Consider the following 26,163-nt stretch of genomic DNA (forward strand, 5'->3'; position numbering starts at 1 on the left):
GGTGGATGTAGATGAAACTCATTGGAATTGGTGATCTCCTGATACCGTCACGGTATATAGAAGAAGGGTTTTCCCGCTATCGTGCCAAGGGGGTCGATGTTGAGGTCGTTGACTGGCCGCTGAAAGACTATGAGGAGCTGCAGAGCATCAATCTGCAGGTCGAGACACAGGGAAGCGAAGTCTATGCGGTGCCGGACGCGCTCATCGCGAAACTGCGTGATGCGGAGATCCTTATTACACAGTTTTGTCCGATCACAAAGAAGGTGATCGACGCCTGTACAAAACTGCGGTTCATCGGTGTTCTGCGCGGCGGCTACGAAAATGTGAATGTGCCCTATGCGGTGCAGAAAGGTATCACAGTCTATCATACGCCGGGACGCAATGCGACAGCTGTTGCTGACTTTACTGTTGGGATGATTCTGGGCGAGTGCCGCAATATTGCCCGTGCCCATGCGAACCTTAAGGAGGGACGCTGGGTTCGCGACTATGCGAATGCTGCATCGGTACCCGATCTGGAGGATAAGACGGTCGGCATTATCGGACTGGGGCAGGTCGGACAGAAGGTTGCCAAGCGCCTGCGTGGCTTTGATGTACGGCTGATCGGCTACGATCCCTATGTGGATGTATTGCCGGATGATGTCACGCGTGTTTCTTTTGACGACCTGCTCGTACAGGCGGACTTCGTGACGATTCATGGACGCCTAACAGAGGAGACGAAGGGGCTGATGAATGCGCGTGCATTCTCCTTGATGAAACCAACGGCGTATTTTATCAACACGGCGCGTGCCGGGCTTGTTGATGAAGCTGCTCTGTACGCGGCACTGAAGGAAAAGCGCATTCAAGGGGCGGCACTTGATGTTTTTGAGCATGAACCGCTTACTGGAGATGATCCGTTGGTCGGTCTCGATAATGTTACCATCACGCCGCATTTGGCAGGTGGGACAGTCGATGCATTCCTGCATTCTCCTGTCTTGCTCTCCCGTGAGATGGAGGGGAGTCTTTCCGGTGATCTGACATCGCGCTGTATTGTACGGCAGAAATGAGGTGCACAATGGAGTTCGGTTTACAGGGAAAAAATGCACTCGTGATCGGTGGTACAAAGGGCCTTGGCCGAGCGGTATGTGAGCTCTTTGCACAGGAGGGAGCGAATGTTATTGCCGTCAGCCGACATGGAGATGAATGCACTGCACTTGCCGCGGATCTGCAGAACAGGTACGGCATACGTTCTGCGGGAATCGCATGTGATCTGAGCAGCAGCCACCGCAATGATGTCGTGCGCAGAGCACTTTCCGCATTCGGTACGCTGGACATTCTCGTCAATGCTGCCGGAATATGGCCGCAGTCCTATGTCCTTGATATGGAGGAAGAGGATTTTCGGCATACCTTGGAGGTCAATCTGATCAGTCCGTTTGTCTTATGTCGTGATTTTGCACGCTGTTTGGTCGATCAAAAAAAGCCGGGAAAGATTGTGAATGTCGTGTCGCAGGCTGCATTTTCCGGATCTACGACGGGACACGCACATTATGCGGCTTCCAAAGGCGGATTGGTGTCCTTTACGATTTCACTTGCACGGGAACTTGCATCACATCGTATCAACGTCAATGCAGTTGCGCCCGGCCTTATGGAGACTCCTATGGTTCATGAGGCGCTGAAGACGCGCAGGGATTATTACTGTCAGCGGATTCCCTTAGGCAGAGTCGCCGAGCCGGAGGAAGTCGCATACAGTATTCTCTTTCTGTGTTCGAACAAAGCAGACTATCTGACAGGAATTACACTCGATGCCACAGGCGGTATGCTGATGCGGTAAATGATTGAAAGGAGGGACTGTCATGGCAAAGTTTTTGATTGGCATTGATGCTGGAAACACGTCGAGTAAGGCGGTTGTTTTTGATGAAGGGGGGAAGATGGTCGCATCATCTTCCACGAAGAGCTCTGAGCGTATGCATCTTGCACCGCGCGGCAGGGGCTTTGAAGAATTTGATGTCGATGAGCTCTGGAGCATGGTTTCCCAATGCATCAAGCGTGCGATCGGGAAGGCTGGGGTTTCTGCAGAGGATATTGCCGGGGTTGGTGTGACGTCGTTCGGCAATGGTGTCGTGTTTCTCGATGAGAGCGGCTGGTCCATTGCCCCTGGATGTTTTTCACAGGATTACCGCGCCAATGACATCATTTCTTTGTATCAGAAGGAAGGCACATACGATAAGATCAACCGTATGGTACATGGAACACTGTTCGCGGGCGAGCCGGGGCCGATTCTGCGCTGGTACAAAGAGCATGAACGTCCTGTCTATGACAGAATCGGCAGCGTGTTGATGTTCAAAGACTACTTGATGTATCGGCTGTCCGGTCGGTTTGCTACAGATCTCAATGTCTTCGGCGGCTCCTTCATGGTTGACATGGACACGATGGAGTACTCGCGAGAGCTGATGGATCTCTATGGTATTCCCGAGATGTTTGACAAGCTGCCGGCGCTCTATTCAAGTCCGGAACAGATCGTCGGTACAGTGACGCAGGAAGCAGCAGAGATGACCGGACTCAAAGAGGGCACTCCGATCGCTGCGGGTATGATGGATATTCTGGCAAGTCTTGTCGGAGCCGGAGCAACGGGCGATGGGGTGATCACATCAATTGCCGGATCATGGTGCATCAATGAGACGCATTCGGATCGTGTGATACCAAATGCATCGAGCAATATGCCCTACATTCACAAGAATGAGTATCTCAACTGTTCCTATACGGGAGCCTCCGCGACCAACTACGAATGGTTTCATCATGTCCTCGGAGATAAGGCGCGGCTGGCGGCTGTCTATGAACAACGCGACTATTATGATGTGCTGAACGAGTGGATTCTGAAGGCAGATCCGAATATGGACACACCGTATTTTCAACCGTTTGTTGCATCACCCAGTATCCATGTGAACGCACGCGCGGGCTTCAGCAACCTCAATATGCATACAAGCTACGGAGAACTGTGTTATGCTGTTGTCGAGGGAATCGCGTTTATTCATAAACATCACATCGATTTCCTGATCTCTGCCGGGTTGCCGGCAAAGCTCATTCGCCTGACCGGCGGCATGGCAAAGAGTTCTGTGTGGACGCAGATCTTTGCCGATACTATGGGACTTCCCGTAGAGGTCGTCGAATGTGACGAAACAGGAGCGCATGGTGTTGCCATTGTTGCCGGTATTGGAGCAGGCATATACAAGAACTATGAAGAGGCGTTTGCGCGTTCGGTCAAGCTGAAGCCTCGCGTTCTCCCCAATGCGGAAAAGGCCGCATTCTATCAAAAAAGATATGCGGAATGGCAGCGCCTGAATCAACATTTGCTGCGGTACTGGGAGGGCGGACAGGATGGATAGAACCTTCACGGTCATTCCGTCGGTACGGGATATACGGCATCTGGACCGAGCACTGAAATCATCCCAGGGCGAGATTTTGCTGAGTACGGTATCGCATATCGGAAATCTTGCCGAACTCACGACGCAATGCCACAAAAATGGACAGGAGGTCATTGTCAATCATGAGTTGATCGGAGGGCTCGGAACGGATGCGATTGCCTTTGAAATGCTGAAAAAAGCCTATAAGGTAGACACGGTCATTGGTTCAAACGCATATCACATCAGCAGGGCGAGGTCTGCCGGGTTAAAGACCATTTGGAAAGTCGCTCTTTTGGATTCCCTGTCGTTGGAAATGGCATTCCGCTCCATTGAAGTAACGAAGCCCGATGCCATTGAACTGAGGCCTGCGGTTTGTGCCTATGACTTCCTTGGTCAATTTCACAAGGTGTTTTCCGGCAGAATTTTTGCGAGTGGTTTTATCGATCGGAGTGAGTTTGCTGAGCGGCTCTGTCAGCGCGGGTTTGATGGGGTCATGACGAGCACGCAGTCCATGTGGGGTTGGTGTTCGACCGACTGAGTCGGTGCATGAGGAGGGGTATCTATGGCTTTAGTAAATATGAACAAGATGCTGACGGATGCGCGCGCAGGAAAGTATGCTGTCGGCGCGTTTGATGTCAGCAATCTCGATATGGCTATGGCAGTGACTGAGGCTGCAGAGGAAAAAAAGTCGCCGGTCATTCTGATGGGGTTGGCTGTCGATCTTGTCGGTGATCGACTTTCCTATTGGCTCGGATATTTGCGTAGAATTGCAGAAGCTGCATCTGTTCCCGTGGCTGTTCATCTGGATCATGCAGTGGATATTCCGTTCATCAAGCGGTGCATTGATGGAGGCTTTTCTTCGGTGATGTTTGATGGCTCTATGCTTCCTCTGGAAGAGAATCTGCGAAAGACAAGCGAGGTTGTTGCGTATGCACATCGGTTTGATGTCAGTGTAGAAGCGGAGCTCGGACATGTGGGGGACGGCATTGTCGGAAACAGCGAAATTGGGGCCGTGAAGAAGGATACCTTTGATAACCCTGATGATTTCCTTACACAGCCGAGTGAACTGGCGGAGTTCGTTGCACGTTCCCAGGTTGACTGCATCGCTGTTGCTGTGGGAACAGCGCATGGACTTTATGTACACAAGCCGCACATCCACTTTGACCGACTGCGGGAACTGAACGAGATCTCACCCGTTCCGATGGTCATGCATGGGGGCTCGGGAACGCCGGATGAGCTGATTCGTAAGTCTGTTGCCAACGGTATATGTAAGCTGAATATCTTCTCTGAGATGCTGACGGCATTTAACGGCACACTCAAGGAGGAGCTGCAGCATGCAGAGCATTTGGCCATATGGCCGCATCAGCTGTATCAGAAGCCGCTTGCTGCCCTGCAGGAGGTCGTGCGTCAGAAGATCGACCTGGTCGGCTCGGCAGGAAAGGCGTAAGGTCCTCATCTTTGAGGGTGTCCCTTCCCATCATACGGGAAGAGGATGGTAAAGCTGTTGGAGGGAATCATTCATGGGAAAAACAAAGATTCTTTGTGTTGCAGATGGCGGTATCACTGTGAAGATGATGGAAGAACTGAGTGCATTGGAGAAGTTTGGCGCTGAAATTACCATTGTCGAAGATAAGGATATGTATGCGATGGGACCGATTACGGATCGTATGACGCTCATTGAACATAAGGGGATCGATGCTGCTCCCACATGTGAGGCTCTGTTGGAAAACTGTGCGGATAAGGATATTCTTGTCGTGCATGTCGCGTCCATCAACAAAGAGGTTATCGAGAAGGCAAAGCATCTTAAGGTGGCAGCTGTTCTACGCGGCGGTTACGAGAATGCAGATGTTCCTCTCTTAACGGAGAAGGGCGTAAAGCTCATCAATGCGCCGTGGCGGAGTGCAAATGCGGTTGCCGATTTCACGGTCGGCATGATGATTGCAGAGAACAAGAATATTGCGCGCAGTCATCATTTGATTATGGAAGGGAAATGGTGCAAGAAATACGACAACCAGAGCTATATCCACGATATGCGTAAGATGACAATCGGTATTATCGGTTATGGCTACATTGGTCAGCGTGTGAGAATGCGGCTGCAGGGCTTTGAGTCCAGAGTTATCGTTCATGATCCGTATGCTGATCCGAAAAAGTTTGCCGATCAGAATGTCGAATTTGTATCGCTGGATGAGCTACTGAAGCAGTCGGATATTGTGACGCTCCATCTGCGTCTGTCGGAGAAAACGGAGCACTTCATCGGCAAGGAAGAGCTTGCCAAAATGAAACCGACAGCGTATCTGGTCAATACAGCACGTGCTGGACTGGTCGATACGAAGGCTCTGGCAGAGGCTTTGCGCGATCATGTCATCGGCGGTGCTGCGATCGATGTCTATGATGTGGAGCCGCTGCCTATGGATCATCCGTATTTGAAGCTTTCCAACATCACATTGACTAGCCATCTTGCCGGAACTTCCTGTGATACGATGATGACCTCCGTGGAAATCGGAATGGAGGATTTAAAGCGGTATCTGACCGGGGAAACAATGCTCAACGTTCGTAACTAAGAACATTTTCATACTGCCGATTGCTGCACGCGTATCGGCAGTATTTTTATATGCGGAAAATCTAGTGGAAAAACAGGGATACGAATACATTTCACTTGCCACTTTCACCCGCTCTGTGCTATCATAACAAAATGTAGCTTACGGAAGCACTGATAAATGCAGCCACGCCATCTTGATGCACTTTTTTCGCCCGCACTTCGGCGGAGAATCTACGCCAATCTGACGGACTGTATTTGATCAGTGATTCCTTACGTATATGCGTTTAGGAAGGGGCTTTTTCTTGCTCACGCTTTTAATGGTACTGGATGCAATCGTTGCGATCATCCTCATCGCGTCTGTGCTCGGGCAGGAGGCAAAGTCTGCCGGCATGGGCGGCTTGGACGGCGGCGAGGATACGGTGTTCTCGGGCAAGGCACGCGGCATGGACGCGCTGCTCGCACGCGTGACCGTCGTGTTCGCGATACTGTTCGGGGTGATTACGATCATTATCGCGCGGTTGTCGAGCTGACCGTATCCGTGCAGGAGCCCTGCTGCCGCTCTGCGGGGCAGGGCTTTATTTTGGGATGCATGGAATCATTTTGTGAAAGGGGGATACGTCATGCATTTACTGGGCGCAGAGCCTTTTTTTCTGCCGGGCGGACGGCATGGTGTCCTCCTCATTCACGGATTCACTGGGCTTCCCGCTGAGCTGCGTCTCATGGGGGAATTCCTTCATGCGCGCGGGTTTACGGTGCTCGCCATACGCCTCGCGGGACACGGAACGACGGCGGAGGATCTCAGCCGTACGGAGCATGAGGACTGGATGGACTCTGTGCGCGACGGCTATGCGATTCTGCGCGGCGCATGTGACGATATCGCCGTCGTGGGACACTCGATGGGGGCGATCTTTGCCCTGCTGCTCTCGGTCGAGGCGAAGGTCACCTGTGTTGTGAGCCTTGGTGCGCCCTTGATCATTGCGCGCGAGCAGGGGATCGAGCATCTGCCGACGCGTGCGGCGAGCATCGGACGCTATGTGCCGAAGGCGCGCCGCAAACTGGAGAACGTTCCGCAGGGGGCGAACAACACCTATCGGCGCATGCCGCTCGTCTCCGTCCATGAGATGATGGATGTGATCGCCGCTGTCCGCAGTGAGCTGGGCAAGGTGCGCGCACCGCTCCTGATCGTCCACGGAGCGCGTGACCATACGGCGGACCCGAAGAGTGCGGCGGAGCTGCGCGCACATGTGGCAAGCGCGGACTGCGAGACCGTGATTCTCCCTGACGCAGGGCATCTGCTCCCGCTCGACGAGGGGGTCAGGGAGCGCGTATTTGAGCGCACGGCAGATTTTTTGGAGAAGGCTGTGCAGGGAAGAAGATCGTAGAAACGAAAAAAGAGGAAAATATGGAACAGGAACAACTGGATACGCTCAAGGAGAGGGTCTACGCCTTTATGCGGGAGGACGCCTATCGCCCGCTGCCTGAGGCGGAGCTGCGTACGGGGCTGGGGCTCCCGGAGAGCGAAGGGAAGGAGCTCTCCGATGCTCTTGCCGCGCTTGAGGCCGAGGGTGCGGTCATCCGCAACCGCAGCGGCCTTTACGGGCTGCCGAGCCGCATGAATCTCGTGGTGGGGCGGCTCTCCATGTCGCCGAAGGGGTTCGGCTTCATCATCCCCGATGTGCGTGAGACGGAGGAGGAGACGGATGTCTTTGTCCCCGGCAGTGCGATGGGGACGGCGATGCACGGTGACCGCGTGGTCGCACGCGTCACGCCGTCCGAGCAGCCGGGACGCGCGCGTGAGGGGGAGATCATCCGCATCCTCGAGCGCGTCAATACGCATATTGTCGGCACGTTCGAGCGCAGCAAGGCGTTCGGCTTTGTCACACCCGACAGCACGAAGATCGGGCGCGATGTCTTTGTGCTGAAAAAGGACTTTGGCGGGGCAAAGACGGGCAGCAAGGTCGTCGTCGAGATCACGAAGTGGCCGGAGCAGCGCAGGAGCGCTGAGGGACGCGTCGTCGAGGTGCTCGGCAAGACGGGTGACCCCGGCGTGGACGTGCTTGCTGTCATGCGCGCCTACGATCTCGATGAGAAGTTCCCGCCCGATGTTGCAGAGGCGGCGGCGCACTGCCCGAAGGATCCGCTTCCCGAGGAGTATGCAGGGCGGCGGGATCGACGTGATTTCCCCATCGTCACGATTGACGGCGAGGATACGAAGGACATCGACGACGGTGTCTACGCCTATGAGAAGGACGGCGGGTTCTTCCTCGGCGTCTACATTGCCGATGTCAGCCACTATGTCCGTGCGGGCGAGCCGCTCGATCGTGAGGCAGCGCGGCGCGGGACGAGCGTCTATCTCGTCGACCGCGTGATTCCGATGCTCCCGAAGGAGCTGTCGAACGGGATCTGCAGCCTGAACGAGGGCGTAGATCGTCTCTCGATGGCGTGCGAGATGGAGATCGGCATGGACGGCGAGGTCAAGAACTATGAGATCGTGCCGTGCGTGATCCATGTTGCGCGTCGCCTAACCTATACGCTCGTCAACCGCGTCCTTGCCGGTGATGAGCCGTTCGTCTCGGACAACGGCGACATCCGCCCGATGCTTGAGACGCTTCGCCGTTTGCGCGAGGTGCTGCGTGCCAAGCGTCATCGGCGCGGCTCGATTGACTTTGAGCTGCCCGAGGTCAAGGTAAAGCTCGATGCCGATGGACATCCTGTCGCGCTCGAAAAGCGTACAGGCTCGATTGGCGAGTCCATCATCGAGGAGTGCATGCTCGCGGCAAATGAGACCGTGGCGCGTCACATGGAGCTGAAGGAAGAGCCGTTCGTCTACCGCGTGCATGAGACGCCCACCTCTGAGAAGATCGAGCGTCTGCAGAGCCTCCTCGCCGCGCTCGGCCTGCGCCTCCATGTCGATGAGGACGGCAAGGTGCGCCCCTCCGACATCCAGCAGGTGCTCGACCGCGTTAAGGGACAGCCCGAGGAGCGCATCATCGGGGCGGTCGCCCTGCGTTCGATGCAGCAGGCGCGCTATTCGACGGCGAGCCTTGGGCACTTTGGCCTTGCGGCGCGCTACTATACGCATTTTACCTCGCCGATCCGACGCTATCCCGACCTCCTCGTGCATCGTCTCCTCCGCGAGACGTTTGCCACGGGACATATCGCGGCGGAGAAACGCGAGCGTCTGCGTGCGCTCCTCCCCGAGGCGGCGGAGCACTCCTCAGCGCGTGAGCGCATTGCCATCGAGGCGGAGCGCGAGACGACCGATATGAAAAAGATCGAGTACATGGCGCAGTTCGTGGGCGAGACCTACGAGGGTGTCATCAGCGGCGTGACGGCGTTCGGCATCTTCGTCGAGCTCGAGAATGGCGTCGAGGGGCTGGTCCACGTTTCGACCATGGTCAACGATTACTATACCTACGTCGAGGATCAGTATGCGATGGTGGGCGAGCGCACGGGCACGCGCTACCGCCTCGGCGATACGGTGACCATCATCATCACGCGCGCCGACGTACAGGCGCGGACGCTCGACTTCGTCCTGAAGGACAACGGCGTCTACGACCCGAACGCGGCCGCTCCTGTGAAACGCGGCGCTGCCCCGCGCCCCGCGAAGAAGGATGCGGGGGCAGAGCAGACGCGCAGCCCGCGCCGCAGAAAGGGCGAGCGCCGCGACGTTCCCGCCGCTGCAGCCGGCGAAAGCCATGGCGAACGGCGCAGGAAAACGCGCGGCGCACATGGTGCGAGCGGCAGCCACGCCCAGAAGGGCGACCGCGCCGCCCATGCGGCGGCGGAGAGCGTGCCGCGCAAGGCACGGACGGACGGCAAGCCGGCCTCGTGGCGCAGTGAGCGCGGCGGAAAGCCAAACGCAGACCGCCCGCCACGCGGCGGGCGCAGTCGCAGTGAGAACAGTCGCAGCGAGAGCCGTCGTGACGATGAGCGCAGTGGACGCGACTATCACCGCGTCAAGGTGACGGGGCTCAACAGTGCGGTCTGGCCCGATCCGCCGGGCTACCGCAGCCGGAGTGAGGAGCCGGAGCGGACGGAGAAGCCGCGCCGTGCGCCGCGCCCCGCACGCCGCATGAACCGCAAGACGGAGGGCGGCACGCGAGGCACCGAATGAGGAACATCAATGGGAAAGAAAAACGATGGCGTACGGATCGCCTGTGAGAACCGCAAGGCGCGGCACGACTACTTCATCCACGAGACCTATGAGGCGGGAATGGAGCTGGTCGGTACGGAGGTCAAGTCCCTGCGCGCCGGCAAGGCAAATCTGCGCGACAGCTACGCCTACATCAAGAACGGGGAAGTATTCCTCGACCACATGCACATCAGCCCCTACGATCAGGGCAATCAGTTCAACCATGACCCGCTGCGCGTGCGCCGTCTGCTCATGCACAAGGCGGAGATTCTGAAGCTCTTTGGCAAGACGCGGGAAAAGGGCATGACGCTCATCCCGCTGAAGGTCTATTTCAAGCACGGACGTGCAAAGCTCGAGCTGGCACTCGCGAGCGGCAAGCATAACTACGACAAGCGTCAGTCGTTGAAGGAAAAGGCGGCAAAACGCGAGGTGGAACAGGCACTAAAATCGCGTCAGCGCGGATAGCAGTATTTTTGGACGGAGGATTTATGCAGGAAAAGGAAGCATCGCCCGCCCTTCGGCGCGGGCTCAAGAACAGGCATCTCCAGATGATCGCCCTCGGCGGCGCAATCGGTACGGGGCTTTTCTACGGCTCTGTCTCGACGATCGCGCTCGCGGGGCCGGCGGTCATGCTCGCATATCTGCTCGGCGGCGTCATGATTTTCTTCATCATGCGGATGCTCGGCGAGATGGCGGTGGATGAACCGGTCTCGGGCTCCTTCAGTCACTATGCGGGAAAGTACTGGGGCGACTTTCCGGGCTTCCTCTCCGGCTGGAACTACTGGTTCAATTACATCATCGTTTCCATGGCGGAGCTGGCGGCGGTCGGCATCTATATGAATTTTTGGCTGCCCGATCTGCCACAGTGGCTCTCTGCGCTCGTCTGTCTCACGGTCATCACCATCCTCAATCTCACGAATGTGCGTGCCTATGGCGAGATGGAGTTCTGGATGGCACTCGTCAAGATCACGGCGATTGTGCTTATGATCGGGCTCGGCGGCTGGCTGCTCGTGACGGGCGCACCGTTCCCCGAGAACATCAGCAACCTCTGGGCGCATGGGGGCTTCCTGCCGAATGGCTGGTGGGGCTTCCTCCTCGCGACGGCGGTCGTCATGTTCTCGTTCGGCGGCATCGAGCTCATCGGCATCACGGCAGGCGAGGCGGAGGATCCCGACCGCACCATCCCGCAGGCGATCAATCAGGTCATCTGGCGTATCCTCATCTTCTACGTCGGTACCATGGCGATCCTCATGGCACTCTGGCCGTGGAACGAGGTCGGCGCGGATGCGAGCCCCTTTGTCCAGATTTTCCGCAACGTCGGCATCCCTGCGGCGGCGCATATCCTGAATTTCGTCGTGCTCACGGCGGCGGTCTCGGTCTACAACTCCGCGATCTACAGCAACAGCCGTATGCTCTACGGACTCGCACAGCGCGGCGATGCACCGCAGGCACTCTGCCAGCTCTCGCACCGCGGGGTGCCCGTGCGCGGCATCCTCATTTCCTCGGGGATGACGCTCATTGTCGTCTTCCTCAACTACTTCTTCCCGGGGGACGCATTTCTCTACCTGATCGCGATTGCGACCTGTGCGGCGGTCATTAGCTGGGCGACCATCGTCGTCACGCATCTGAAATTCCGCAGACAGTGCGCGCGTGAGGGCAAGCCAATCAAATTTCGCACGCCGTTCTATCCATGGATCAACTACCTCTGCCTCATTTTCCTCGCAGGGGTTGTCATCATGATGGCACAGATCCCCGGGATGCAGATTGCCGTGCCGATCCTGCCCGTATGGCTGATCGTGCTCTGGCTCGGCTATCGGTCGAAGCGAAAGAGTGAAAAAGCATAATCGCCTTCCCCGCTATGACGGGGAAGGTGGACCGCGAGCGGTCAACGTCAACCAATCACACGTCGCTAACGCTCGTGTTCTTGGGACGTTTTCGCATACGACCTGTTTCCCAATCAGCTGCGCCCTATGGGCTTGCTTCTTGGACAGGCCAGCAAGCGGTGGAAGGGGCACACAAAAGGCGCTGCACGAAGTCTTTGGCTTCGTGCAGCGCCCTTTTCATATGGTGCAGTGATTGTGTCGCAGCATCTCTATGTTTTTTGGTGCACATCCATTGTCCGTATCTTTGCGCATTGGTCAGGCGTGAGGGCGATCTTGCCGCGGTCGAGGGAGAGTATCCCCGCTGCACGGAGGCGTTCAACGCTGCGGTTGACCGTCTTCAGGCTCGTACCGATGGCATCGGCGATGTCTTGCCGCCGCATGGGGAGACGCACGGCGGCATCGGTCGCAGGCAGCTGCTTTTGCAGGTAGGCGAGGAGACGCGACTGCACCGTTAGGTATTTGATCTGACCGTATTCGTCCGAGATGGGCCAGGATTTTCGTGCGATCATGCAGGCAACGGAAAACGCTGCTGCCGCGTCGTGCTGGAGCCATGCGCCAAACGCGTCGATACTGATGGCGAGCAGATCGCATACCGTCTCTGCCTCACACGTTGCGGCATAGTACGGCGTACCCGCGAGAGCCTCGTACTCACCGAGGAATGTGGGCGGGTCGGCGATGGCGAACACATAGCGGTCACCGCTTGCGAACTCGTTGATGATGCGCACGCGTCCTGCGAGGAGAATGTAGACCGTGTCGGCATGCGTTCCCTTGCAGCGGATGATCTCGTCGGGCTGGAATGTGAGCGGACGTGCCGTGCGCAGGAGGTGCGGCGGCACTTCGGGAAATGACGGCAAAAGCATGGTGATGCTCCTCTTTGTATGGAAATCGCTGGATGTATCATTTCTCCTCTATTTTAACGAAAAAATTTCGTACTGAAAAGTCACATGTCCTTTTTTTTCGCTTGTTTTATTTGATATACTCGAATTAAAGAGGGGGGATGAGATATGAGTTCGGACAACGTGCAGAGCAGGCGCGTGGAAGTAATGGCAGGACTGACATCGTTCTTTGCCATCTCGTACATCATCATCGTCAACCCGCTGATTCTTGCAGACGGCGAAATCCCGGCGGAGCTGAGCGTGTTCGCAACGATATTCGCCTCGGCGGTCGGATGTCTGCTGATGGCACTCTGGGCGGATGCACCGATCATCTTGACCCCCGGTATGGGGATCAATGCGTTCTTCACATATACCGTCGTGACGAACATGGGGTTCCGTTGGCAGGAGGCACTTGCCATCTCGCTCGTCTCGGCACTCATCTTCTTCGCGCTGGCAGTAACGCGCGCGGGCAGGGTTCTGGCAGATGCTGTGCCGAAATCGCTGAAATACGCAGTGACGGCGGGCATCGGGTTATTCCTCGTGGAGATTGGCCTAGAGAAGGCAGAGCTGATCCGTGCCGGCGAGAACTCGATCCTCGCGCTCGGCGATCTGCGGAATCCTTCTGCGTTGCTCGCGCTCCTCGGCCTCGTGCTGAGTTTGCTGTTTTACCAGCGGCGGGTGAAGGGCGGATTTTTCATCGCCATCCTCATCGTGACAATCATTGCCAATGCGCTCGGTCTGGTTCAAGCCAATACGATTGAGATCGATATGACGCGGCTCGGTGAGTACGGTGCGCTGCTCTTTGCGGAGGACTTCTCCTCCGTGCTGACGATTTCGTTCTGGCTTGCGGTATTCTCGATGACAATGATCCTCGTCTTTGAGTCCATCGGCCTGCTCGAAGGACTGCTGCCCGATACGGCAAAGTTCCGCAATGCGTTCCGCGCCTCGTCCCTGACGGCAGTGCTGTCCTCGGTGCTCGGAACGAGCCCGACCGTCGCTGCCGCAGAGAGTGCGGCGGGCATTGTCGAAGGAGGGCGAAGCGGGCTGACGGCACTCATCGGCGGCGCATTGTTCCTGCTCACACTCGTCTTTATTCCGCTGCTCGCCTACGTTCCACAGGCGGCTGTCGCGCCCGTCATCATCATCACGGGTGCACTGATGATGCAGCATCTCGAAAACATCCAGTTTCAGGATTTCTCCGAGTGGTTCCCTGCGTTCCTTATCATTGTGCTCATCCCTCTGACGAACAGCATCTCAACGGGGCTCGCGTTTGGCTTTGCCGCACACCCCATGATGAAAGTGTTCACGGGACGCCGCCATGAGCTCGGAACGCTCTCCTACGTCCTCGGCGTACTGTTTCTCCTGCAGCTCGTCTTTGAGGCAGCACAGTGACATAGACCGCTATGGCGGTTTACGATAAAAATTTTCTATCATGACGAAAGAGAGGTACACATTATGCCAACCCCACACATTGCCGCAGCGAAGGGCGAAATCGCCGAGCGCATTCTCCTGCCGGGCGACCCGCTCCGCGCCAAGTACATTGCCGAGAACTTCCTCGAGGGCGCGAAGGAGTACACGAACATCCGCAATATCCTCGGCTACACCGGCACGTACAAGGGGCATCCCATCTCCGTGCAGGGGACAGGCATGGGGATGCCCTCGATCTCTATCTACGTCAACGAGCTCATCCGTGAGTATGGCTGCAAGACGCTGATTCGTATCGGCAGCTGCGGCGCGTGCCACAAGGATATCCACATCCGCGACGTCCTCATTGCGCAGGCGACGACGACCGACTCCTCCATGCCGCGCAACATCTTCGGCGCTTCGGTCAACTTTGCACCGGTGGCGGATTTTGACCTGCTGCGTCACGCCTATCAGGCAGCGGCGGACAAGGGCATCTCCGTGCGCGTCGGCAACGTGATGTCGCAGGATCGTTTCTACGATGACGAAATGGACATCCAGAAGCTCGCGCGCTACGGCGTCCTCGGCCTCGAGATGGAGGCTGCGGCACTCTACCTCATCGCGGCGAAGTTCGGCGTGCGTGCGCTCGCGCTCTTTACCGTCAGCGACCACCTCGTCAGCGACGAGCCGCCCTCCACGGCGGAGGAACGTCAGACCTCGTTCAGCGAGATGATCGAGATTGCACTGGAGGCGTCCATCGCCTAACGGAGGGAGGAGACAGCAATGGCTGGTATCAAACGCGTATTCATCATTGTGCTCGACAGTTTCGGCATCGGGAATGAGCCGGACGCAGCGGATTTTGGCGACGGGAAATGCAATACGCTCGCGTCGCTGACAACCTCACCGGAGCTGCACGCGCCGAATCTCACGAAACTGGGGCTCTTCAACATCGACGGTGTCGGCTGCGGTACGCCGGCAGACAGCCCCATCGGCGCTTTTGCCCGCCTGCGGGAGCTCTCGCGCGGCAAGGATACGACGATCGGACACTGGGAGATCGCGGGCATCGTCTCCGAGCAGCCCATGCCGACGTATCCGAATGGATTCCCGCCCGAGATCCTCGCGCGTCTCTCGGCGGCATGTGATGGAAAGAAGATCCTCTGCAACAAGCCCTATTCCGGCACACAGGTGATCCATGACTATGGGCGCGAGCAGGAGGAGACAGGCGGTCTCATCGTCTACACGTCGGCAGACAGCGTCCTGCAGATCGCGGCGAACGAGGCCGATGTGCCCGTCGAGCGCCTCTACGACTACTGCCGTGCGGCGCGCGAGATCATGCAGGGCAAGCACGGCGTCGGGCGTATCATAGCACGCCCGTATGTCGGCAGTTATCCGAACTACAAGCGCACCGCGCATCGTCATGACTTCTCCCTCGATCCGACGGGCGATACGATGATGGATGCGCTCGTGCGGAAGGGCTATGATGTCATCGGAGTCGGCAAGATCAGTGACATCTTTGCAGGGCGCGGCATCACGCGCAGCACGGGCGTCAACGAGAGCAACGCCGACGGTATGGAAAAGACGCTCCGCATCCAACAGGAGAACTTCACGGGGCTGTGCTTTGTCAACCTCGTCGATTTCGACATGGCGTATGGACATCGGCGCGACATCCCGGGCTATGCGCGGGCGACGACAGAGTTCGACGTGCAGCTCGGCACGTTCATGGAGAATATGCGCGAGGACGATGTGCTGATGATCACAGCGGATCACGGCTGCGACCCCGGCGCACCCGGAACTGACCACACGCGCGAATATGTGCCGCTTCTCGTCTACGGTGCGCGGATCCGCCCGAACACGAACCTCGGGACGTATCCGACGTTCGCCATGATCGGCGCGACGGTGGCGGATATGTTCGATGCACCGCTGACGACAAAGGGCGAGAGCCTGCTGCCGCGCATTCTTGCCCGCTGAGGAGGATGTACCCATGCGCATGTATGACCTGATTACGAAGAAGAAGCACGGCGGCGAACTGATTGCCGAGGAACTGCGCTGTATGGTCGAGGGCTATGTCGCGGGGGAGATTCCGGACTACCAGATGTCCGCCATGCTGATGGCGATCTGGTTCAGCGGCATGACGGCGGAGGAGACGACCGCACTGACGATTGCCATGGCAGACTCGGGCGACCGTGTCGATCTTTCGGCGATTGCCGGCAAGAAGGTGGACAAGCACTCGACTGGCGGCGTCGGCGACAAGACGACGCTCATCTGCGCTCCGATTGTCGCCGCCTGCGGGGGACGCGTCGCAAAGATGAGCGGGCGCGGTCTCGGTCATACGGGCGGCACTGTGGACAAGCTGGAGGCAATCCCCGGCTATGAGACGGCGATCTCGCGGGAGAAATTCTTCTCCATCGTGAACGAGTGCGGCGTCTCGGTCATCGGACAGTCGGGCAATCTCGCGCCAGCGGATAAGAAGCTCTACGCATTGCGCGACGTGACGGCGACGGTTGACTCCATCCCGCTGATTGCGTCCTCGATTATGAGTAAGAAACTCGCCGCAGGCTCGGACTGTATTCTGCTCGATGTTAAGACGGGCTCGGGCGCGTTTATGAAGACGCTCGACGATGCCATCGCGCTCGCGCAGACGATGGTCGCCATCGGCGAGGGCGCAGGTCGGCGCACGGTTGCGCTGATCACGGATATGGATACGCCCCTCGGTCACGGCATCGGCAACAGCATCGAGGTCGCAGAGTCGACGGACGTGCTGCGCGGCAAGGGACCACGTGATCTGACGGAGGTGTCGCTCCAGCTCGCGGAGAACATGCTTTACCTCGTCGGCAAGGGGACAATCGAGGAATGTCGCCGCATGGCGGAGCAGTCGATTGCGGACGGATCGGCATTCGAGACGTTCTGTACGATGGTACGGCGGCAGGGCGGCGACGATGCCGTGCTGCGCGACGCATCGAAGTTCCCGCAGGCGGCTGTGCAGGTGGAGATTCGCGCGGGGGCGGACGGCTACATCACCGCCATGGATGCGGAGAAAATCGGTGAGACGAGCGTTGTGCTCGGCGCAGGACGTGAGACGAAGGACAGTCCGATCGATTTCGCCGCCGGGCTTATCCTGCATAAGAAGTACGGCGATGCAGTGACGTCGGACGATGTCATCGCAACGCTCTATACCGAGAGCGCGCAGCGCGGCGAAAGCGCGGCGCAGCTCTTCCGTGCGGCGATTACCATTGGAAAAGAGGTGCCGCCCAACCGTCCGCTTGTCTATGCCCGCGTGGAAAAAGACAAGGTCGTACGGTACTAGCCAAAAACTCTTTCGGGGGGAGGATTTCGTATGTTTTTCTTCGTCAACCTGCTCGGCCTTGTGGTGTTCCTCGGAATCGGCGTACTCGCCTCGCGAAACCGCAAGGAGATCCAGTGGCGCTCGGTTGCCTAGCTTCTCACGCTGAACCTCGTGCTCGCGTGGTTCCTGACATTGTTCCAGATTGGCCGCGATATGATTACGGCCGCCGTGAGCGGGTTCACAGAGCTGATCCACATCTCGTACGTCGGTATCGCGTTCGTGTTCCCTGACTGGGTCAACGTACCGCAGATGAACTTTTTTGCGGCAGGGCTCCTGCCGATCCTCTTCGTCGTGCCGCTCTTTGACATCCTCACGTATTTCGGCATTTTGCCGTTCATCATCCGCTGGGTTGGCAAGCTGCTCACGTTCCTCACGCGTGCACCGAAGTTCGAGTCGTTCTTCGCCATCGAGATGATGTTCCTCGGCAACACGGAGGCACTCGCCGTGTCGAAGCTCCAGCTCATGCGGATGAGCAAGGAGCGCGTGCTGACCATCGGTCTCATGTCGATGAGCTGCGTGACGGCGGCACTCATCGCCGTCTATGTCAAGATGATGCCGGCGGAGTACGTCGTCACGGCGATCCCGCTGAACGTGATCAATGCGCTGCTCGTCTCCTCGATTCTCCATCCCGTGAAGGTTGCGCCGGAGGAGGACACGATTGCTGCGCTGAGTGAGGGCGGGGAGCGCGAGCCGTTCTTCTCCTACCTCGCGGAGTCGATTCTCGGTGCAGGGCGTCTCGTCCTTATCATCTGTGCGAACATCATCGCCATCGTGGCACTGCTCAAGTGCGTCAATGTCCTGCTCGGTCTGCTGCATGCGTCGCTCTCGCTCGAGCTCATCCTCGGCGTCGTGCTGTTCCCGTTTGCGTGGCTGCTCGGCCTTGCGCCGGCAGAGGCATTCCAGATTGCCCAGTACATGGGCACAAAGCTCATCACGAACGAATTTGTCGTCATGCTGCAGATTCAGGAGGTGGTTCCGACGTGGCCGGCGCACATGCAGGCTGTGATGACCGTATTCATCACGTCATTCGCCAATCTCGGGACGGTTGGCATCATCCTCGGCTGCTTCAAGGGGCTGGTTGACCCTGAGTGCAATATGATCGTTGCGCGCAACGTCGTTTACATGATGCTGTCCGGACTGCTGGTTTCGCTGCTATCTGCCGCAATCTGTGGATTGTTTGTCTGGTAGGTACGATCCTCTGGGGGCTGCTGTACGAAATCAATGTACAGCATCATCTTTTTATCATTGTTTTCCTTAGGGAAACAATGATAAAATCAGCTGTGCGAATCGGACGGGCTTCATTTTATCCGCGATTGCTAACGACGAACCTCCTATGAATACAATCTATTTATTAGACAAAGATGATATTTTGTGATAGAATATCTCTAAAGTCCCACCTGATTAGCGACACAATAATTACAAACGATTCAGATATAACAACCAGCAAGTATTTTTTCAGAAAGGAGAAAGACGGATGATCTGCAAGGAATGCGGCGCGAAGATCGAGAATCTGACGCGCATCTGTCCGCATTGCGGGGGGCGTGCTCTTGTCGATGATGAGCTTGAGACATGGAGTTTTCTCGCCGATACGGCAGCCCGAAAACGCCATGAGATGCCGGCAACGATCGCGCCGAACGAACCAACTGCGCCGCCGGCAGATACGGCGGAACAGCTGGCAGAACTCGAACGTCTGCGGGACTATTTTGTGAAGTACAGTAATCTCTATCAGGTTGTCGACGACCTGCGCAGCATTGAGTGCGGGGGGTCGCACCCATCCTTTCCGTTCTGGCTGCTCGTCGGCGGACTTGCCGCTGCACTTGTCTATTTCCCTCTCTCTCCTTTTTTGCCGCATTTCGTCTGGACATATTACTTTGTCCTGTGGGCGGCGGTCAGCGCGATTGGCTACCTGCGTGCAGGCCGGCGATACGAGCATCGTGCGGCGGAGTATGCCATGTTGCGCCGACAGGCGGAGAATGATCTGCACGTCATGTATAATCACTGCGAGGGCTGTTTCCTCCCACTCGAGTGGACTCCGCCGCCGCGGATCAACCGCATGATTGCGGCACTGCGCACGGGCGAGGTGCGCTCCGTTCAGGACTATATCGGTATGGATGCACCGATGAGGGCTGCCCGTTCGGCGTGAGGCAGGGCTTATCGGTGAGAGATATGAGCAGATGCGAAAGATTTTCTGACGCAGCTGTAAAAATGTGCTAAGATAACAACGGTCGTATTTTCTATGCTATAGGAAGAAGCGTTATCATGGCAGAAATTCGTATCAAACGCGTTTATGAGGCACCGACAGAGGACGATGGGTTCCGCGTTCTTGTGGATCGTCTCTGGCCCCGCGGCATCTCGAAGGAGCATGCCGCCCTTGCGGACTGGTGGAAGGATATCGCACCGAGCCCCGAACTGCGCAAGTGGTTTGGACACAAGGCAGAAAACTTTGCGGAGTTTACCGAAAAGTATCGGATGGAACTCTCGACAGGCAGTGCCGCACCTGCGCACATGAAAACGGCCGCTGAGCACCTTGCAAAGGGGGAGAACGTCACACTTCTCTACGGAGCGAAGGATCCGAAGCTCAATCAGGCAGTTGTTCTGCGCGACTGGATGAACGGAATGATGGATAAGTGATGCATTGTCACTTTTGATATAGTGATGTCACTTATGTGACGATGTTTGATCAATCATCGGGAAAAGACTGTGATTATTTCAAATCACGGTCTTTTTTTCTTGCGATAAAGAATAAAACACGCTATATTCTATCTATAACAGCAACATATGAGCTGGTTCGTCACATATGTGAAAACTGATAGGAAAGGGGGATGATGATGCAGGCCGTTGATAAACGGATCCTTATCAAGGCGGCAAATCTATACTATACAGAAAGCTTGAAGCAGAGCGAGATTGCACAGCGGCTTGGCGTTGACCGCACGACGGTTAGCAAGTACCTGCGGCGTGCGCTTGTGTCGGGGATCGTTCGCATCACCGTTGAGATGGACAGCAACGAGGAACTCGAGAGTGCCTTGGAGCGCCGCTTCGGCCTGCGTGAGGCGTGCGTCGTCGCACACAGCATTGACCTCGAGCAGGTCAAGAAGCGCATGGGACAGGCGGGGCTCAGCCTGCTGCGCCGAATTGCGGCCGATGGACAGACCATCGGTCTGGCGTGGGGGACGAGCATCCGCGAGCTGACGCGCTGCGCGGCCGAGGAGCAAATTCGTGCGGTGCGTGCGGATTTTGTTCCGCTTGATGGAGGGCCTGAGAGCCTCGACAGCGAACTTCATGTGAATACGCTCTGCTATGAACTCGCAAACGCCTTTGGCGGGCGCAGTCATTATATCTATGCCCCTGCTATTGCGCGCACGGGCGAGATCGCAGAGGCGATTCGGCAGGATATCAATTTCGAGCAGATTTCAAAACTTTGGGAAAAACTCGATATTGGGATTGTCGGCATCGGCGCCCCCGTCAAATCCTCCAACTTGGTTTGGATGGGGAGCTTTGGTCGAGAGGGGATCGAGAGCCTCTTGCGCAGCGGTGCTGTGGGGGAGATCTGCTCCGTGTTTTACGATGCGGACGGCCGCCCCGTGACGAACGAGTTCCATGACCGCATCATCGCGGTGCAGCTTGAGCGCCTCCACAGCCTGCCGTACTGCATCGGCATGGCGGCATCGCGTGAGAAGGTGCCTGCCATTCTCGGCGCACTGCGTGGCCGCTATATCAATGTTCTCATCACGGATGAGGAGACAGCAAAGATTTTACTCAATGAATAATTCGGAGGTGAGAACAATGTTTTGGCTGATCGTTATTGCGGTGAGTATGTGGGTTCTTCAGCTTGTACTGAGCATCCTCCAGTTTCGCCGTTTTGCCGCACATGTGCGTGAACTGCGCCATGAGGGGCGCGTCGCCATCGGTAAGGCAAAGGGGCGTTTTGCCGCAGGGGCGATTGTGCTCTTTGTGATCGATGGGGACTGCAATATCCTGCGTGGGGAGATCATGAAGGGGGTCACCGTCTTCGCGGGGTTCCGACCATTTGACGACTTCAACGGGGTGAATCTCCTCGATCTCGATGAGGAGCATGTCGCCCGCTATGATCGCCAAACGCGCCGCGCCGTGCTTGGCGCGCGTGAGGAATATATGATCTATCAGGAGCAGGGCACGGCATTCGCCGGTTCAGCATAAGACTAATTTTTTCCATGTGAAAGGAGACAAACGCATGGACACACTCATTCTTTTCGCACAGGGATTCATCGGGATGTTCAACAAGGGCGGTGAGACACTCATCAGCTGGGTGACGGGCATTATCCCGACGCTGCTTTGCCTGCTCGTCGCGATGAACGCAATCGTTCTCTTCGTCGGAAATGAGCGCGTGGAGCGATTTGCACATTTCTGTGCAGGCAATCCATTTTCCCGCTATGTCATTCTTCCGTTTATCGGGGTGTTCTTCCTCTGCAACCCGATGGCACTCTCGCTGGGAAAATTCCTCCCGGAATTTTACAAGCCCTCGTATTATGCAGCATCGTCTTCGGCATGCCATACGATGAACGGTATGTTCCCGCATGTCAATCCCGGTGAGATGTTCGTGTTCCTCGGCGTTGCCAACGGCATTACGACGCTCGGACTGCCCTATACGGATCTTGCCGTCCGCTATCTGCTCGTCGGTCTCGTGGTCAACTTCCTGCGCGGCTGGCTGACGGACTTCACGACGGCGTATGTGCAGCGTCAGCAGGGCGTTGAGCTCAGCAAAGAGCCCGCTGTGATGAAGTAAGGAAGAAGGGAGCAATACCATGGCAGAGTATAAAAGTGTTGTCGTCTCAGCAGGTTCGGGCGGCTTTGGCGGCCCGCTCACGCTGACGCCGGACGAGAAGAGAAATAAAATCGTCAATATCACGGGCGGGGTCATCTCGGATGTTGCCCTTCGTCTCGGCGAAATGACGGGCGCAGAGGTTGTGGATGGCTTCAAGACCAGTGTTCCGGAGGAGGAAATCCTCGCCGTGGTCATTGACTGCGGCGGCACGCTGCGCTGCGGCATCTACCCGCAGAAGCGCATCTTTACGGTGAACGTTAAGCAGACGGGACCCTCTGGTCCGCTTGCCCAGTACATCAAGGAGGATATCTACGTCTCGGCGGTCAAGCCGAACAATATCGCATTCAGCGACGGCTCGGCAGCGCCTGCTGCGCCGGCTGCATCCGATGCAGCTGCGGCGGCACCAGCTCCGAAGTACGATACGACGAAGAAAATCACGGAGCAGTCCGGCGGCCTTATGGCAAAGATCGGGCAGATGATGGGCGGCATCGTCGCTACGTTCTATCAGGCGGGACGCGAGTCCGTCAATACCATGATTACGACGATCCTTCCATTCATGGCTTTTGTCTCCATGCTGATTGGCGTTATCCTCGGTTCGGGATTTGGCGACTTCGTGGCGCATTTTATCTCGCCGCTTGCATCCTCTCCGATTGGATTGGTTATCTTAGCTCTTATCTGCTCGTTTCCGCTTCTTTCTCCGTTTCTTGGGCCGGGGGCAGTCATCGCACAGGTGGTCGGTGTGCTGATTGGTGTGGAGATCGGGCTTGGGCATATCCCGCCGAATCTTGCTCTCCCTGCTGTGTTTGCGATCAACGTGCAGTGCGCCTGCGACTTTATTCCTGTCGGCCTCGGTCTTGCCGAGGCAGATGCCAAGACGGTGGAGATCGGTGTGCCCGCTGTCCTTTACTCTCGCTTCATGACAGGCCCGCTCGCCGTTATCATTGCGTGGATCGCCAGTGCGGGGCTGTATGAGAACTGAGATATTTTGCTTTCTTTCGTAAGGGAAAAGGAGAATACGATATGAGCTGGTTGAATCTCGAGGGAAAGACGGCGATTGTTACGGGCGGCGCGTCGGGGATCGGCAAGGCGGTCGCCGAGGAGTTTTTGGCGCAGGGTGCGAATGTTGTCGTCTGCGATATGAACCCGCAGGCACCTGCCTTTGATGAAAAGAATGGAAAGGTGCTTTACGTCGTTACTGATGTGACGAAGCGTGCCAGTGTTGCAGCGATGGTTGCTGCGGCGAAGGAGAAGTTTGGACATATCGATATCCTCGTCAACAATGCAGGCATCAATATTCCGCGTCTCCTGGTTGATCCGAAGGATCCGCATGGTAAGTATGAACTGGACGATGCTGTCTTTGATAAGGTAACGGCAGTTAACTTCAAGGGCGTCTATCTCTGTGCACAGGAAGTCGGGCGAGAGCTTGTCGCACAGGGACACGGCGTTATCATCAACATGAGCTCGGAGAGCGGCATCGAGGGCTCCGAGGGGCAGAGCATCTATGCGGCAACGAAGAATGCGGTCAATTCCTTTACGCGTTCGTGGGCGAAGGAGTTCGGCAAGCTGGGCGTGCGCGTTGTTGCCGTTGCGCCCGGTATCCTTGAGGCGACGGGGCTGCGTACTCTGGCCTATGAGGAGGCTCTCGCCTACACGCGCGGCATCACCGTCGATGACCTGCGCAAGGGATATGCGAGTACCAAGACCACACCGCTCGGACGCAGTGGAAAGCTTAGTGAGGTCGCCGATCTCGTCGCCTTCCTCGCCTCGGAGCGTGCGTCCTATATCCACGGCGTTACGTACAACGTCGCCGGCGGGAAGACGCGGGGCTGACACAAAAAAGTAAGATATGACAAAACGCCGCCAACGGGCTCTATGCTCCGTTGGCGGCGTTTTCGTATACGATACAGTTTGTAGTTTGTTCACTGCTCTGCCGATGTGACGCGTGAGGAGAGCACGACCATGAATATGGCGAGGGCTGCGATGCCCACGGCGAGTCCAATATAGCCGTTTTCGGTCAGTCCGTCGGTGATGTAGCCGATGAGGGAGCAGGAAGCGACGACAGCAACGTAGGGCAGCTGGGTCGATACGTGGTCGAGATGGTGACACTGTGCCCCTGCCGAGGCGAGGATGGTGGTGTCGGAGATGGGTGAGGCGTGGTCGCCGCAGACCGCGCCCGAGAGGATAGCGGCGACAGAGACGACGAGAATGTCGGGCGCCGTCTGTCCGAGGACGGCGATGGCGATTGGGATGAGGATGCCGAATGTGCCCCAGCTCGTGCCCGTCGCGAAGGCAAGCCCTGCTGCAACGAGGAAGAAGAGCGGCGGCAGGAACATGACAACGCCCGCATTGGCGGTGACAATCGTGCCGACGAAGCCGCCGAGGTTGAGGTACTCCTTGCTGCAGATCCCCGAGAGCGTCCATGCAAGGCAGAGGATGAAGATGGCAGGGGTCATTGCCTTGAATCCCCAGCCGAAGCTGTCGCAGAACACGTTGAACGAGACGACGCGGCGCGGCAGGTAGAGCAGCCCCGTAAAGACGAAGGCGATGAACGACCCAAGCACGAGAGATTTTGACGAGTCGCAGTCGGCGAACGACTGTGCAATGCTCTTGCCTTCGTGAATGCCGCCCGTATACAGCATCCCGTAAATGCAGGCGGCGATGAGGACAAGCAGGGGGAGCACGAGATCGATCATTTTGCCGCGTCCTTCGCTCGCTGCACTTGCCGATGCCTCCGCCGTGTCCTGATACTCCTTCGGAATCTCGAACTCCACATTGGACTTCTCGACACTTCTGCGCATCGCTCCGAAGTCACGCCCCGTCCATATAATGTAGAGCATGAAGAAAATTGTCAGCCATGCGTATAGGTTGAATGGGATCGTCTGCAAAAAGAGCATAAAGCCGTCGATGGGCGAGTCCTCCGGCAGGGAGGAGCCGACTGCCGCAGCCCAGCTTGAGACGGGAGCGATGATGCAGATCGGCGCTGCCGTAGCATCGATGATGTAGGCGAGTTTTGTCCGCGCAATCTGAAACTTGTCCGTAACGGGGCGCATGACCGTGCCGACGGTGAGGCAGTTGAAATAGTCATCGATGAAGATGACGATGCCGAGGAGCACCGTGACGAGCGACGCGCTTCGCTTGCCGTGAATCGCCCGTGTCGCCCATTCGCCGTAAGCATTCATTGCGCCGGAGCGTGTGATGGCGGCAACGAGAATGCCGAGGATGACGAGAAAGACAAGAATGTTGACGTTGCCGCCCACCTTGTCTGCCATGACCTGAAACATCGTGAGCGTCGCCTGCAGAAAATTCCCTCCTGCAAAGAGCATTGCCCCCGAGAAGATACCGATGATGAGCGACATATAGACTTCTTTTGTCCAGAGTGCGAGGACGATGGTGATGATTGGCGGCAGAATCGACCATGCGGTTGCTGTCATGAGTTAGATACACTCCCTAAGATAGTATTTAAGAAAGTACGGATAAATTCAGCACCGCCGTCTCAACGCATCTTTTTGCCCGTATTTTGTCAGCAAATCCCGCATAGCTTTGGCTATGCGTCTGGTTTGCCGCCACAACCGGATGAAACAATCTGCACCAATCTGACAGACTTTATTTTATCAGCGACTCCCTTACGAAATTGCTTACCATTATAGCAAAAAATCAGGATTTGGCAAAAGGTTCGGATGAAAAATTACGGCGTTAAATTATTGTGCCAGGAGCACATGCATAAAAAATATATTTTGCCAAGGCAGGAAAAATATATTTATGCGGCGAATTAGTCGTCTTAGAGAGAATTTAGAAGACCATGACGAAAG

25 protein-coding genes and 1 pseudogene are annotated in these 26,163 nt (G+C 56.8%); 24 read left to right on the forward strand and 2 right to left on the reverse strand.

Going from position 1 to position 26,163, the window contains the following annotated elements; genetic code table 11:
• The first annotated feature begins 11 nt into the window (after nt 1-11).
• The 11 genes from HMPREF9166_RS11005 to HMPREF9166_RS11055 all read left to right on the forward strand — a co-directional run bounded on the left by HMPREF9166_RS11005 (nt 12) and on the right by HMPREF9166_RS11055 (nt 11,895).
• Nucleotides 12-1,043 carry a 2-hydroxyacid dehydrogenase gene (locus tag HMPREF9166_RS11005; protein ID WP_009754089.1) on the forward strand — a complete coding sequence of 344 codons (1,032 nt, stop codon included), beginning with the start codon at nt 12-14 and terminating at the stop codon, nt 1,041-1,043.
• Between the two features lie 8 nt (nt 1,044-1,051).
• Nucleotides 1,052-1,807 (forward strand): SDR family NAD(P)-dependent oxidoreductase, encoded by a 756-nt coding sequence (locus HMPREF9166_RS11010; RefSeq protein WP_009754090.1) that lies wholly within the window; start codon nt 1,052-1,054, stop codon nt 1,805-1,807.
• 22 nt (nt 1,808-1,829) lie between these two features.
• Nucleotides 1,830-3,359, forward strand: coding sequence for an FGGY-family carbohydrate kinase (locus tag HMPREF9166_RS11015; protein ID WP_006691035.1), 1,530 nt, complete (start codon nt 1,830-1,832; stop codon nt 3,357-3,359).
• Complete coding sequence (locus tag HMPREF9166_RS11020) at nt 3,352-3,915, forward strand: glycerol-3-phosphate responsive antiterminator (RefSeq protein ID WP_009754091.1); 564 nt, start codon at nt 3,352-3,354, stop codon at nt 3,913-3,915. Before HMPREF9166_RS11015 ends, HMPREF9166_RS11020 begins: the two co-directional genes overlap by 8 nt.
• 24 nt (nt 3,916-3,939) lie before the next feature.
• A complete protein-coding gene (locus HMPREF9166_RS11025) occupies nt 3,940-4,824 on the forward strand; it encodes a class II fructose-bisphosphate aldolase (protein ID WP_009754092.1) in 885 nt (294 codons plus the stop codon).
• Nucleotides 4,825-4,897: 73 nt separating this feature from the next.
• Nucleotides 4,898-5,938 carry a 2-hydroxyacid dehydrogenase gene (locus tag HMPREF9166_RS11030; RefSeq protein WP_009754093.1) on the forward strand — a complete coding sequence of 347 codons (1,041 nt, stop codon included), beginning with the start codon at nt 4,898-4,900 and terminating at the stop codon, nt 5,936-5,938.
• Between the two features lie 295 nt (nt 5,939-6,233).
• A complete protein-coding gene (gene secG, locus HMPREF9166_RS11035; protein ID WP_039981420.1) occupies nt 6,234-6,446 on the forward strand; it encodes a preprotein translocase subunit SecG in 213 nt (70 codons plus the stop codon).
• 90 nt (nt 6,447-6,536) lie between these two features.
• Entirely contained in the window at nt 6,537-7,298 is a 762-nt protein-coding gene (locus HMPREF9166_RS11040) for a carboxylesterase (protein WP_009754095.1), read from the forward strand.
• A 20-nt stretch (nt 7,299-7,318) separates the two neighbouring features.
• The gene (gene rnr / locus HMPREF9166_RS11045; protein WP_009754096.1) at nt 7,319-10,033 is read left to right on the forward strand and encodes a ribonuclease R; all 2,715 of its coding nucleotides are present in this window, start codon (nt 7,319-7,321) and stop codon (nt 10,031-10,033) included.
• Nucleotides 10,034-10,042: 9 nt separating this feature from the next.
• A complete protein-coding gene (smpB, locus tag HMPREF9166_RS11050; RefSeq protein ID WP_009754097.1) occupies nt 10,043-10,516 on the forward strand; it encodes an SsrA-binding protein SmpB in 474 nt (157 codons plus the stop codon).
• Between the two features lie 23 nt (nt 10,517-10,539).
• Nucleotides 10,540-11,895 carry an amino acid permease gene (locus tag HMPREF9166_RS11055; RefSeq protein ID WP_009754098.1) on the forward strand — a complete coding sequence of 452 codons (1,356 nt, stop codon included), beginning with the start codon at nt 10,540-10,542 and terminating at the stop codon, nt 11,893-11,895.
• 248 nt (nt 11,896-12,143) lie between these two features.
• Here the strand turns inward: HMPREF9166_RS11055 and HMPREF9166_RS11060 are convergent, their stop codons facing one another.
• Nucleotides 12,144-12,794: a Crp/Fnr family transcriptional regulator gene (locus HMPREF9166_RS11060; RefSeq protein ID WP_009754099.1), complete on the reverse strand. Its 651-nt coding sequence runs from the start codon at nt 12,792-12,794 to the stop codon at nt 12,144-12,146.
• A gap of 144 nt (nt 12,795-12,938) precedes the next feature.
• Between HMPREF9166_RS11060 and HMPREF9166_RS11065 the strand changes: the two genes are divergently transcribed.
• The 13 genes and pseudogenes from HMPREF9166_RS11065 to HMPREF9166_RS11120 all read left to right on the forward strand — a co-directional run bounded on the left by HMPREF9166_RS11065 (nt 12,939) and on the right by HMPREF9166_RS11120 (nt 24,184).
• On the forward strand, nt 12,939-14,201 hold the full coding sequence (locus HMPREF9166_RS11065; protein WP_009754100.1) for an NCS2 family permease: 1,263 nt from the start codon (nt 12,939-12,941) through the stop codon (nt 14,199-14,201).
• 63 nt (nt 14,202-14,264) lie between these two features.
• On the forward strand, nt 14,265-14,975 hold the full coding sequence (gene deoD, locus HMPREF9166_RS11070; RefSeq protein WP_009754101.1) for a purine-nucleoside phosphorylase: 711 nt from the start codon (nt 14,265-14,267) through the stop codon (nt 14,973-14,975).
• An 18-nt stretch (nt 14,976-14,993) separates the two neighbouring features.
• The gene (locus HMPREF9166_RS11075) at nt 14,994-16,178 is read left to right on the forward strand and encodes a phosphopentomutase (RefSeq protein ID WP_009754102.1); all 1,185 of its coding nucleotides are present in this window, start codon (nt 14,994-14,996) and stop codon (nt 16,176-16,178) included.
• Between the two features lie 13 nt (nt 16,179-16,191).
• Complete coding sequence (locus tag HMPREF9166_RS11080; protein ID WP_039981423.1) at nt 16,192-17,514, forward strand: pyrimidine-nucleoside phosphorylase; 1,323 nt, start codon at nt 16,192-16,194, stop codon at nt 17,512-17,514.
• 30 nt (nt 17,515-17,544) lie between these two features.
• Nucleotides 17,545-17,772: pseudogene (locus tag HMPREF9166_RS13200) on the forward strand (Na+ dependent nucleoside transporter N-terminal domain-containing protein); the annotation flags it as partial.
• A gap of 333 nt (nt 17,773-18,105) precedes the next feature.
• Nucleotides 18,106-18,741 carry a nucleoside transporter C-terminal domain-containing protein gene (locus HMPREF9166_RS13205; protein WP_254655046.1) on the forward strand — a complete coding sequence of 212 codons (636 nt, stop codon included), beginning with the start codon at nt 18,106-18,108 and terminating at the stop codon, nt 18,739-18,741.
• A 286-nt stretch (nt 18,742-19,027) separates the two neighbouring features.
• A complete protein-coding gene (locus tag HMPREF9166_RS11090; RefSeq protein WP_009754105.1) occupies nt 19,028-19,696 on the forward strand; it encodes a hypothetical protein in 669 nt (222 codons plus the stop codon).
• A gap of 116 nt (nt 19,697-19,812) precedes the next feature.
• Nucleotides 19,813-20,184, forward strand: coding sequence for a DUF488 domain-containing protein (locus HMPREF9166_RS11095; RefSeq protein WP_009754106.1), 372 nt, complete (start codon nt 19,813-19,815; stop codon nt 20,182-20,184).
• 197 nt (nt 20,185-20,381) lie between these two features.
• On the forward strand, nt 20,382-21,320 hold the full coding sequence (locus HMPREF9166_RS11100; RefSeq protein WP_039981749.1) for a sugar-binding transcriptional regulator: 939 nt from the start codon (nt 20,382-20,384) through the stop codon (nt 21,318-21,320).
• A gap of 16 nt (nt 21,321-21,336) precedes the next feature.
• A complete protein-coding gene (locus tag HMPREF9166_RS11105) occupies nt 21,337-21,729 on the forward strand; it encodes a transcriptional regulator GutM (protein WP_006691023.1) in 393 nt (130 codons plus the stop codon).
• A gap of 34 nt (nt 21,730-21,763) precedes the next feature.
• Complete coding sequence (locus HMPREF9166_RS11110) at nt 21,764-22,315, forward strand: PTS glucitol/sorbitol transporter subunit IIC (protein ID WP_009754110.1); 552 nt, start codon at nt 21,764-21,766, stop codon at nt 22,313-22,315.
• A 19-nt stretch (nt 22,316-22,334) separates the two neighbouring features.
• Nucleotides 22,335-23,333, forward strand: coding sequence for a PTS glucitol/sorbitol transporter subunit IIB (locus HMPREF9166_RS11115; protein WP_006691021.1), 999 nt, complete (start codon nt 22,335-22,337; stop codon nt 23,331-23,333).
• Nucleotides 23,334-23,374: 41 nt separating this feature from the next.
• On the forward strand, nt 23,375-24,184 hold the full coding sequence (locus HMPREF9166_RS11120) for an SDR family oxidoreductase (RefSeq protein ID WP_009754111.1): 810 nt from the start codon (nt 23,375-23,377) through the stop codon (nt 24,182-24,184).
• Between the two features lie 89 nt (nt 24,185-24,273).
• On the opposite strand, the gene HMPREF9166_RS11125 is transcribed toward HMPREF9166_RS11120, so the two are convergent.
• On the reverse strand, nt 24,274-25,785 hold the full coding sequence (locus tag HMPREF9166_RS11125; RefSeq protein WP_009754112.1) for a Na+/H+ antiporter NhaC family protein: 1,512 nt from the start codon (nt 25,783-25,785) through the stop codon (nt 24,274-24,276).
• Between the last annotated feature and the right edge of the window lie 378 nt (nt 25,786-26,163).

This window comes from Selenomonas sp. oral taxon 149 str. 67H29BP (assembly GCF_000146365.1).
Lineage (GTDB): Bacteria > Bacillota > Negativicutes > Selenomonadales > Selenomonadaceae > Centipeda > Centipeda felix.

Coding starts and splice junctions, on each gene's coding strand:
- HMPREF9166_RS11005 (WP_009754089.1), top strand. CDS start 12: ATGAAACTCATTGGAATTGGTGATCTCCTGATACCGTCACGGTATATA.
- HMPREF9166_RS11010 (WP_009754090.1), top strand. CDS start 1,052: ATGGAGTTCGGTTTACAGGGAAAAAATGCACTCGTGATCGGTGGTACA.
- HMPREF9166_RS11015 (WP_006691035.1), top strand. CDS start 1,830: ATGGCAAAGTTTTTGATTGGCATTGATGCTGGAAACACGTCGAGTAAG.
- HMPREF9166_RS11020 (WP_009754091.1), top strand. CDS start 3,352: ATGGATAGAACCTTCACGGTCATTCCGTCGGTACGGGATATACGGCAT.
- HMPREF9166_RS11025 (WP_009754092.1), top strand. CDS start 3,940: ATGGCTTTAGTAAATATGAACAAGATGCTGACGGATGCGCGCGCAGGA.
- HMPREF9166_RS11030 (WP_009754093.1), top strand. CDS start 4,898: ATGGGAAAAACAAAGATTCTTTGTGTTGCAGATGGCGGTATCACTGTG.
- secG (WP_039981420.1), top strand. CDS start 6,234: ATGGTACTGGATGCAATCGTTGCGATCATCCTCATCGCGTCTGTGCTC.
- HMPREF9166_RS11040 (WP_009754095.1), top strand. CDS start 6,537: ATGCATTTACTGGGCGCAGAGCCTTTTTTTCTGCCGGGCGGACGGCAT.
- rnr (WP_009754096.1), top strand. CDS start 7,319: ATGGAACAGGAACAACTGGATACGCTCAAGGAGAGGGTCTACGCCTTT.
- smpB (WP_009754097.1), top strand. CDS start 10,043: ATGGGAAAGAAAAACGATGGCGTACGGATCGCCTGTGAGAACCGCAAG.
- HMPREF9166_RS11055 (WP_009754098.1), top strand. CDS start 10,540: ATGCAGGAAAAGGAAGCATCGCCCGCCCTTCGGCGCGGGCTCAAGAAC.
- HMPREF9166_RS11060 (WP_009754099.1), bottom strand. CDS start 12,794: ATGCTTTTGCCGTCATTTCCCGAAGTGCCGCCGCACCTCCTGCGCACG.
- HMPREF9166_RS11065 (WP_009754100.1), top strand. CDS start 12,939: ATGAGTTCGGACAACGTGCAGAGCAGGCGCGTGGAAGTAATGGCAGGA.
- deoD (WP_009754101.1), top strand. CDS start 14,265: ATGCCAACCCCACACATTGCCGCAGCGAAGGGCGAAATCGCCGAGCGC.
- HMPREF9166_RS11075 (WP_009754102.1), top strand. CDS start 14,994: ATGGCTGGTATCAAACGCGTATTCATCATTGTGCTCGACAGTTTCGGC.
- HMPREF9166_RS11080 (WP_039981423.1), top strand. CDS start 16,192: ATGCGCATGTATGACCTGATTACGAAGAAGAAGCACGGCGGCGAACTG.
- HMPREF9166_RS13205 (WP_254655046.1), top strand. CDS start 18,106: ATGCCGGCGGAGTACGTCGTCACGGCGATCCCGCTGAACGTGATCAAT.
- HMPREF9166_RS11090 (WP_009754105.1), top strand. CDS start 19,028: ATGATCTGCAAGGAATGCGGCGCGAAGATCGAGAATCTGACGCGCATC.
- HMPREF9166_RS11095 (WP_009754106.1), top strand. CDS start 19,813: ATGGCAGAAATTCGTATCAAACGCGTTTATGAGGCACCGACAGAGGAC.
- HMPREF9166_RS11100 (WP_039981749.1), top strand. CDS start 20,382: ATGCAGGCCGTTGATAAACGGATCCTTATCAAGGCGGCAAATCTATAC.
- HMPREF9166_RS11105 (WP_006691023.1), top strand. CDS start 21,337: ATGTTTTGGCTGATCGTTATTGCGGTGAGTATGTGGGTTCTTCAGCTT.
- HMPREF9166_RS11110 (WP_009754110.1), top strand. CDS start 21,764: ATGGACACACTCATTCTTTTCGCACAGGGATTCATCGGGATGTTCAAC.
- HMPREF9166_RS11115 (WP_006691021.1), top strand. CDS start 22,335: ATGGCAGAGTATAAAAGTGTTGTCGTCTCAGCAGGTTCGGGCGGCTTT.
- HMPREF9166_RS11120 (WP_009754111.1), top strand. CDS start 23,375: ATGAGCTGGTTGAATCTCGAGGGAAAGACGGCGATTGTTACGGGCGGC.
- HMPREF9166_RS11125 (WP_009754112.1), bottom strand. CDS start 25,785: ATGACAGCAACCGCATGGTCGATTCTGCCGCCAATCATCACCATCGTC.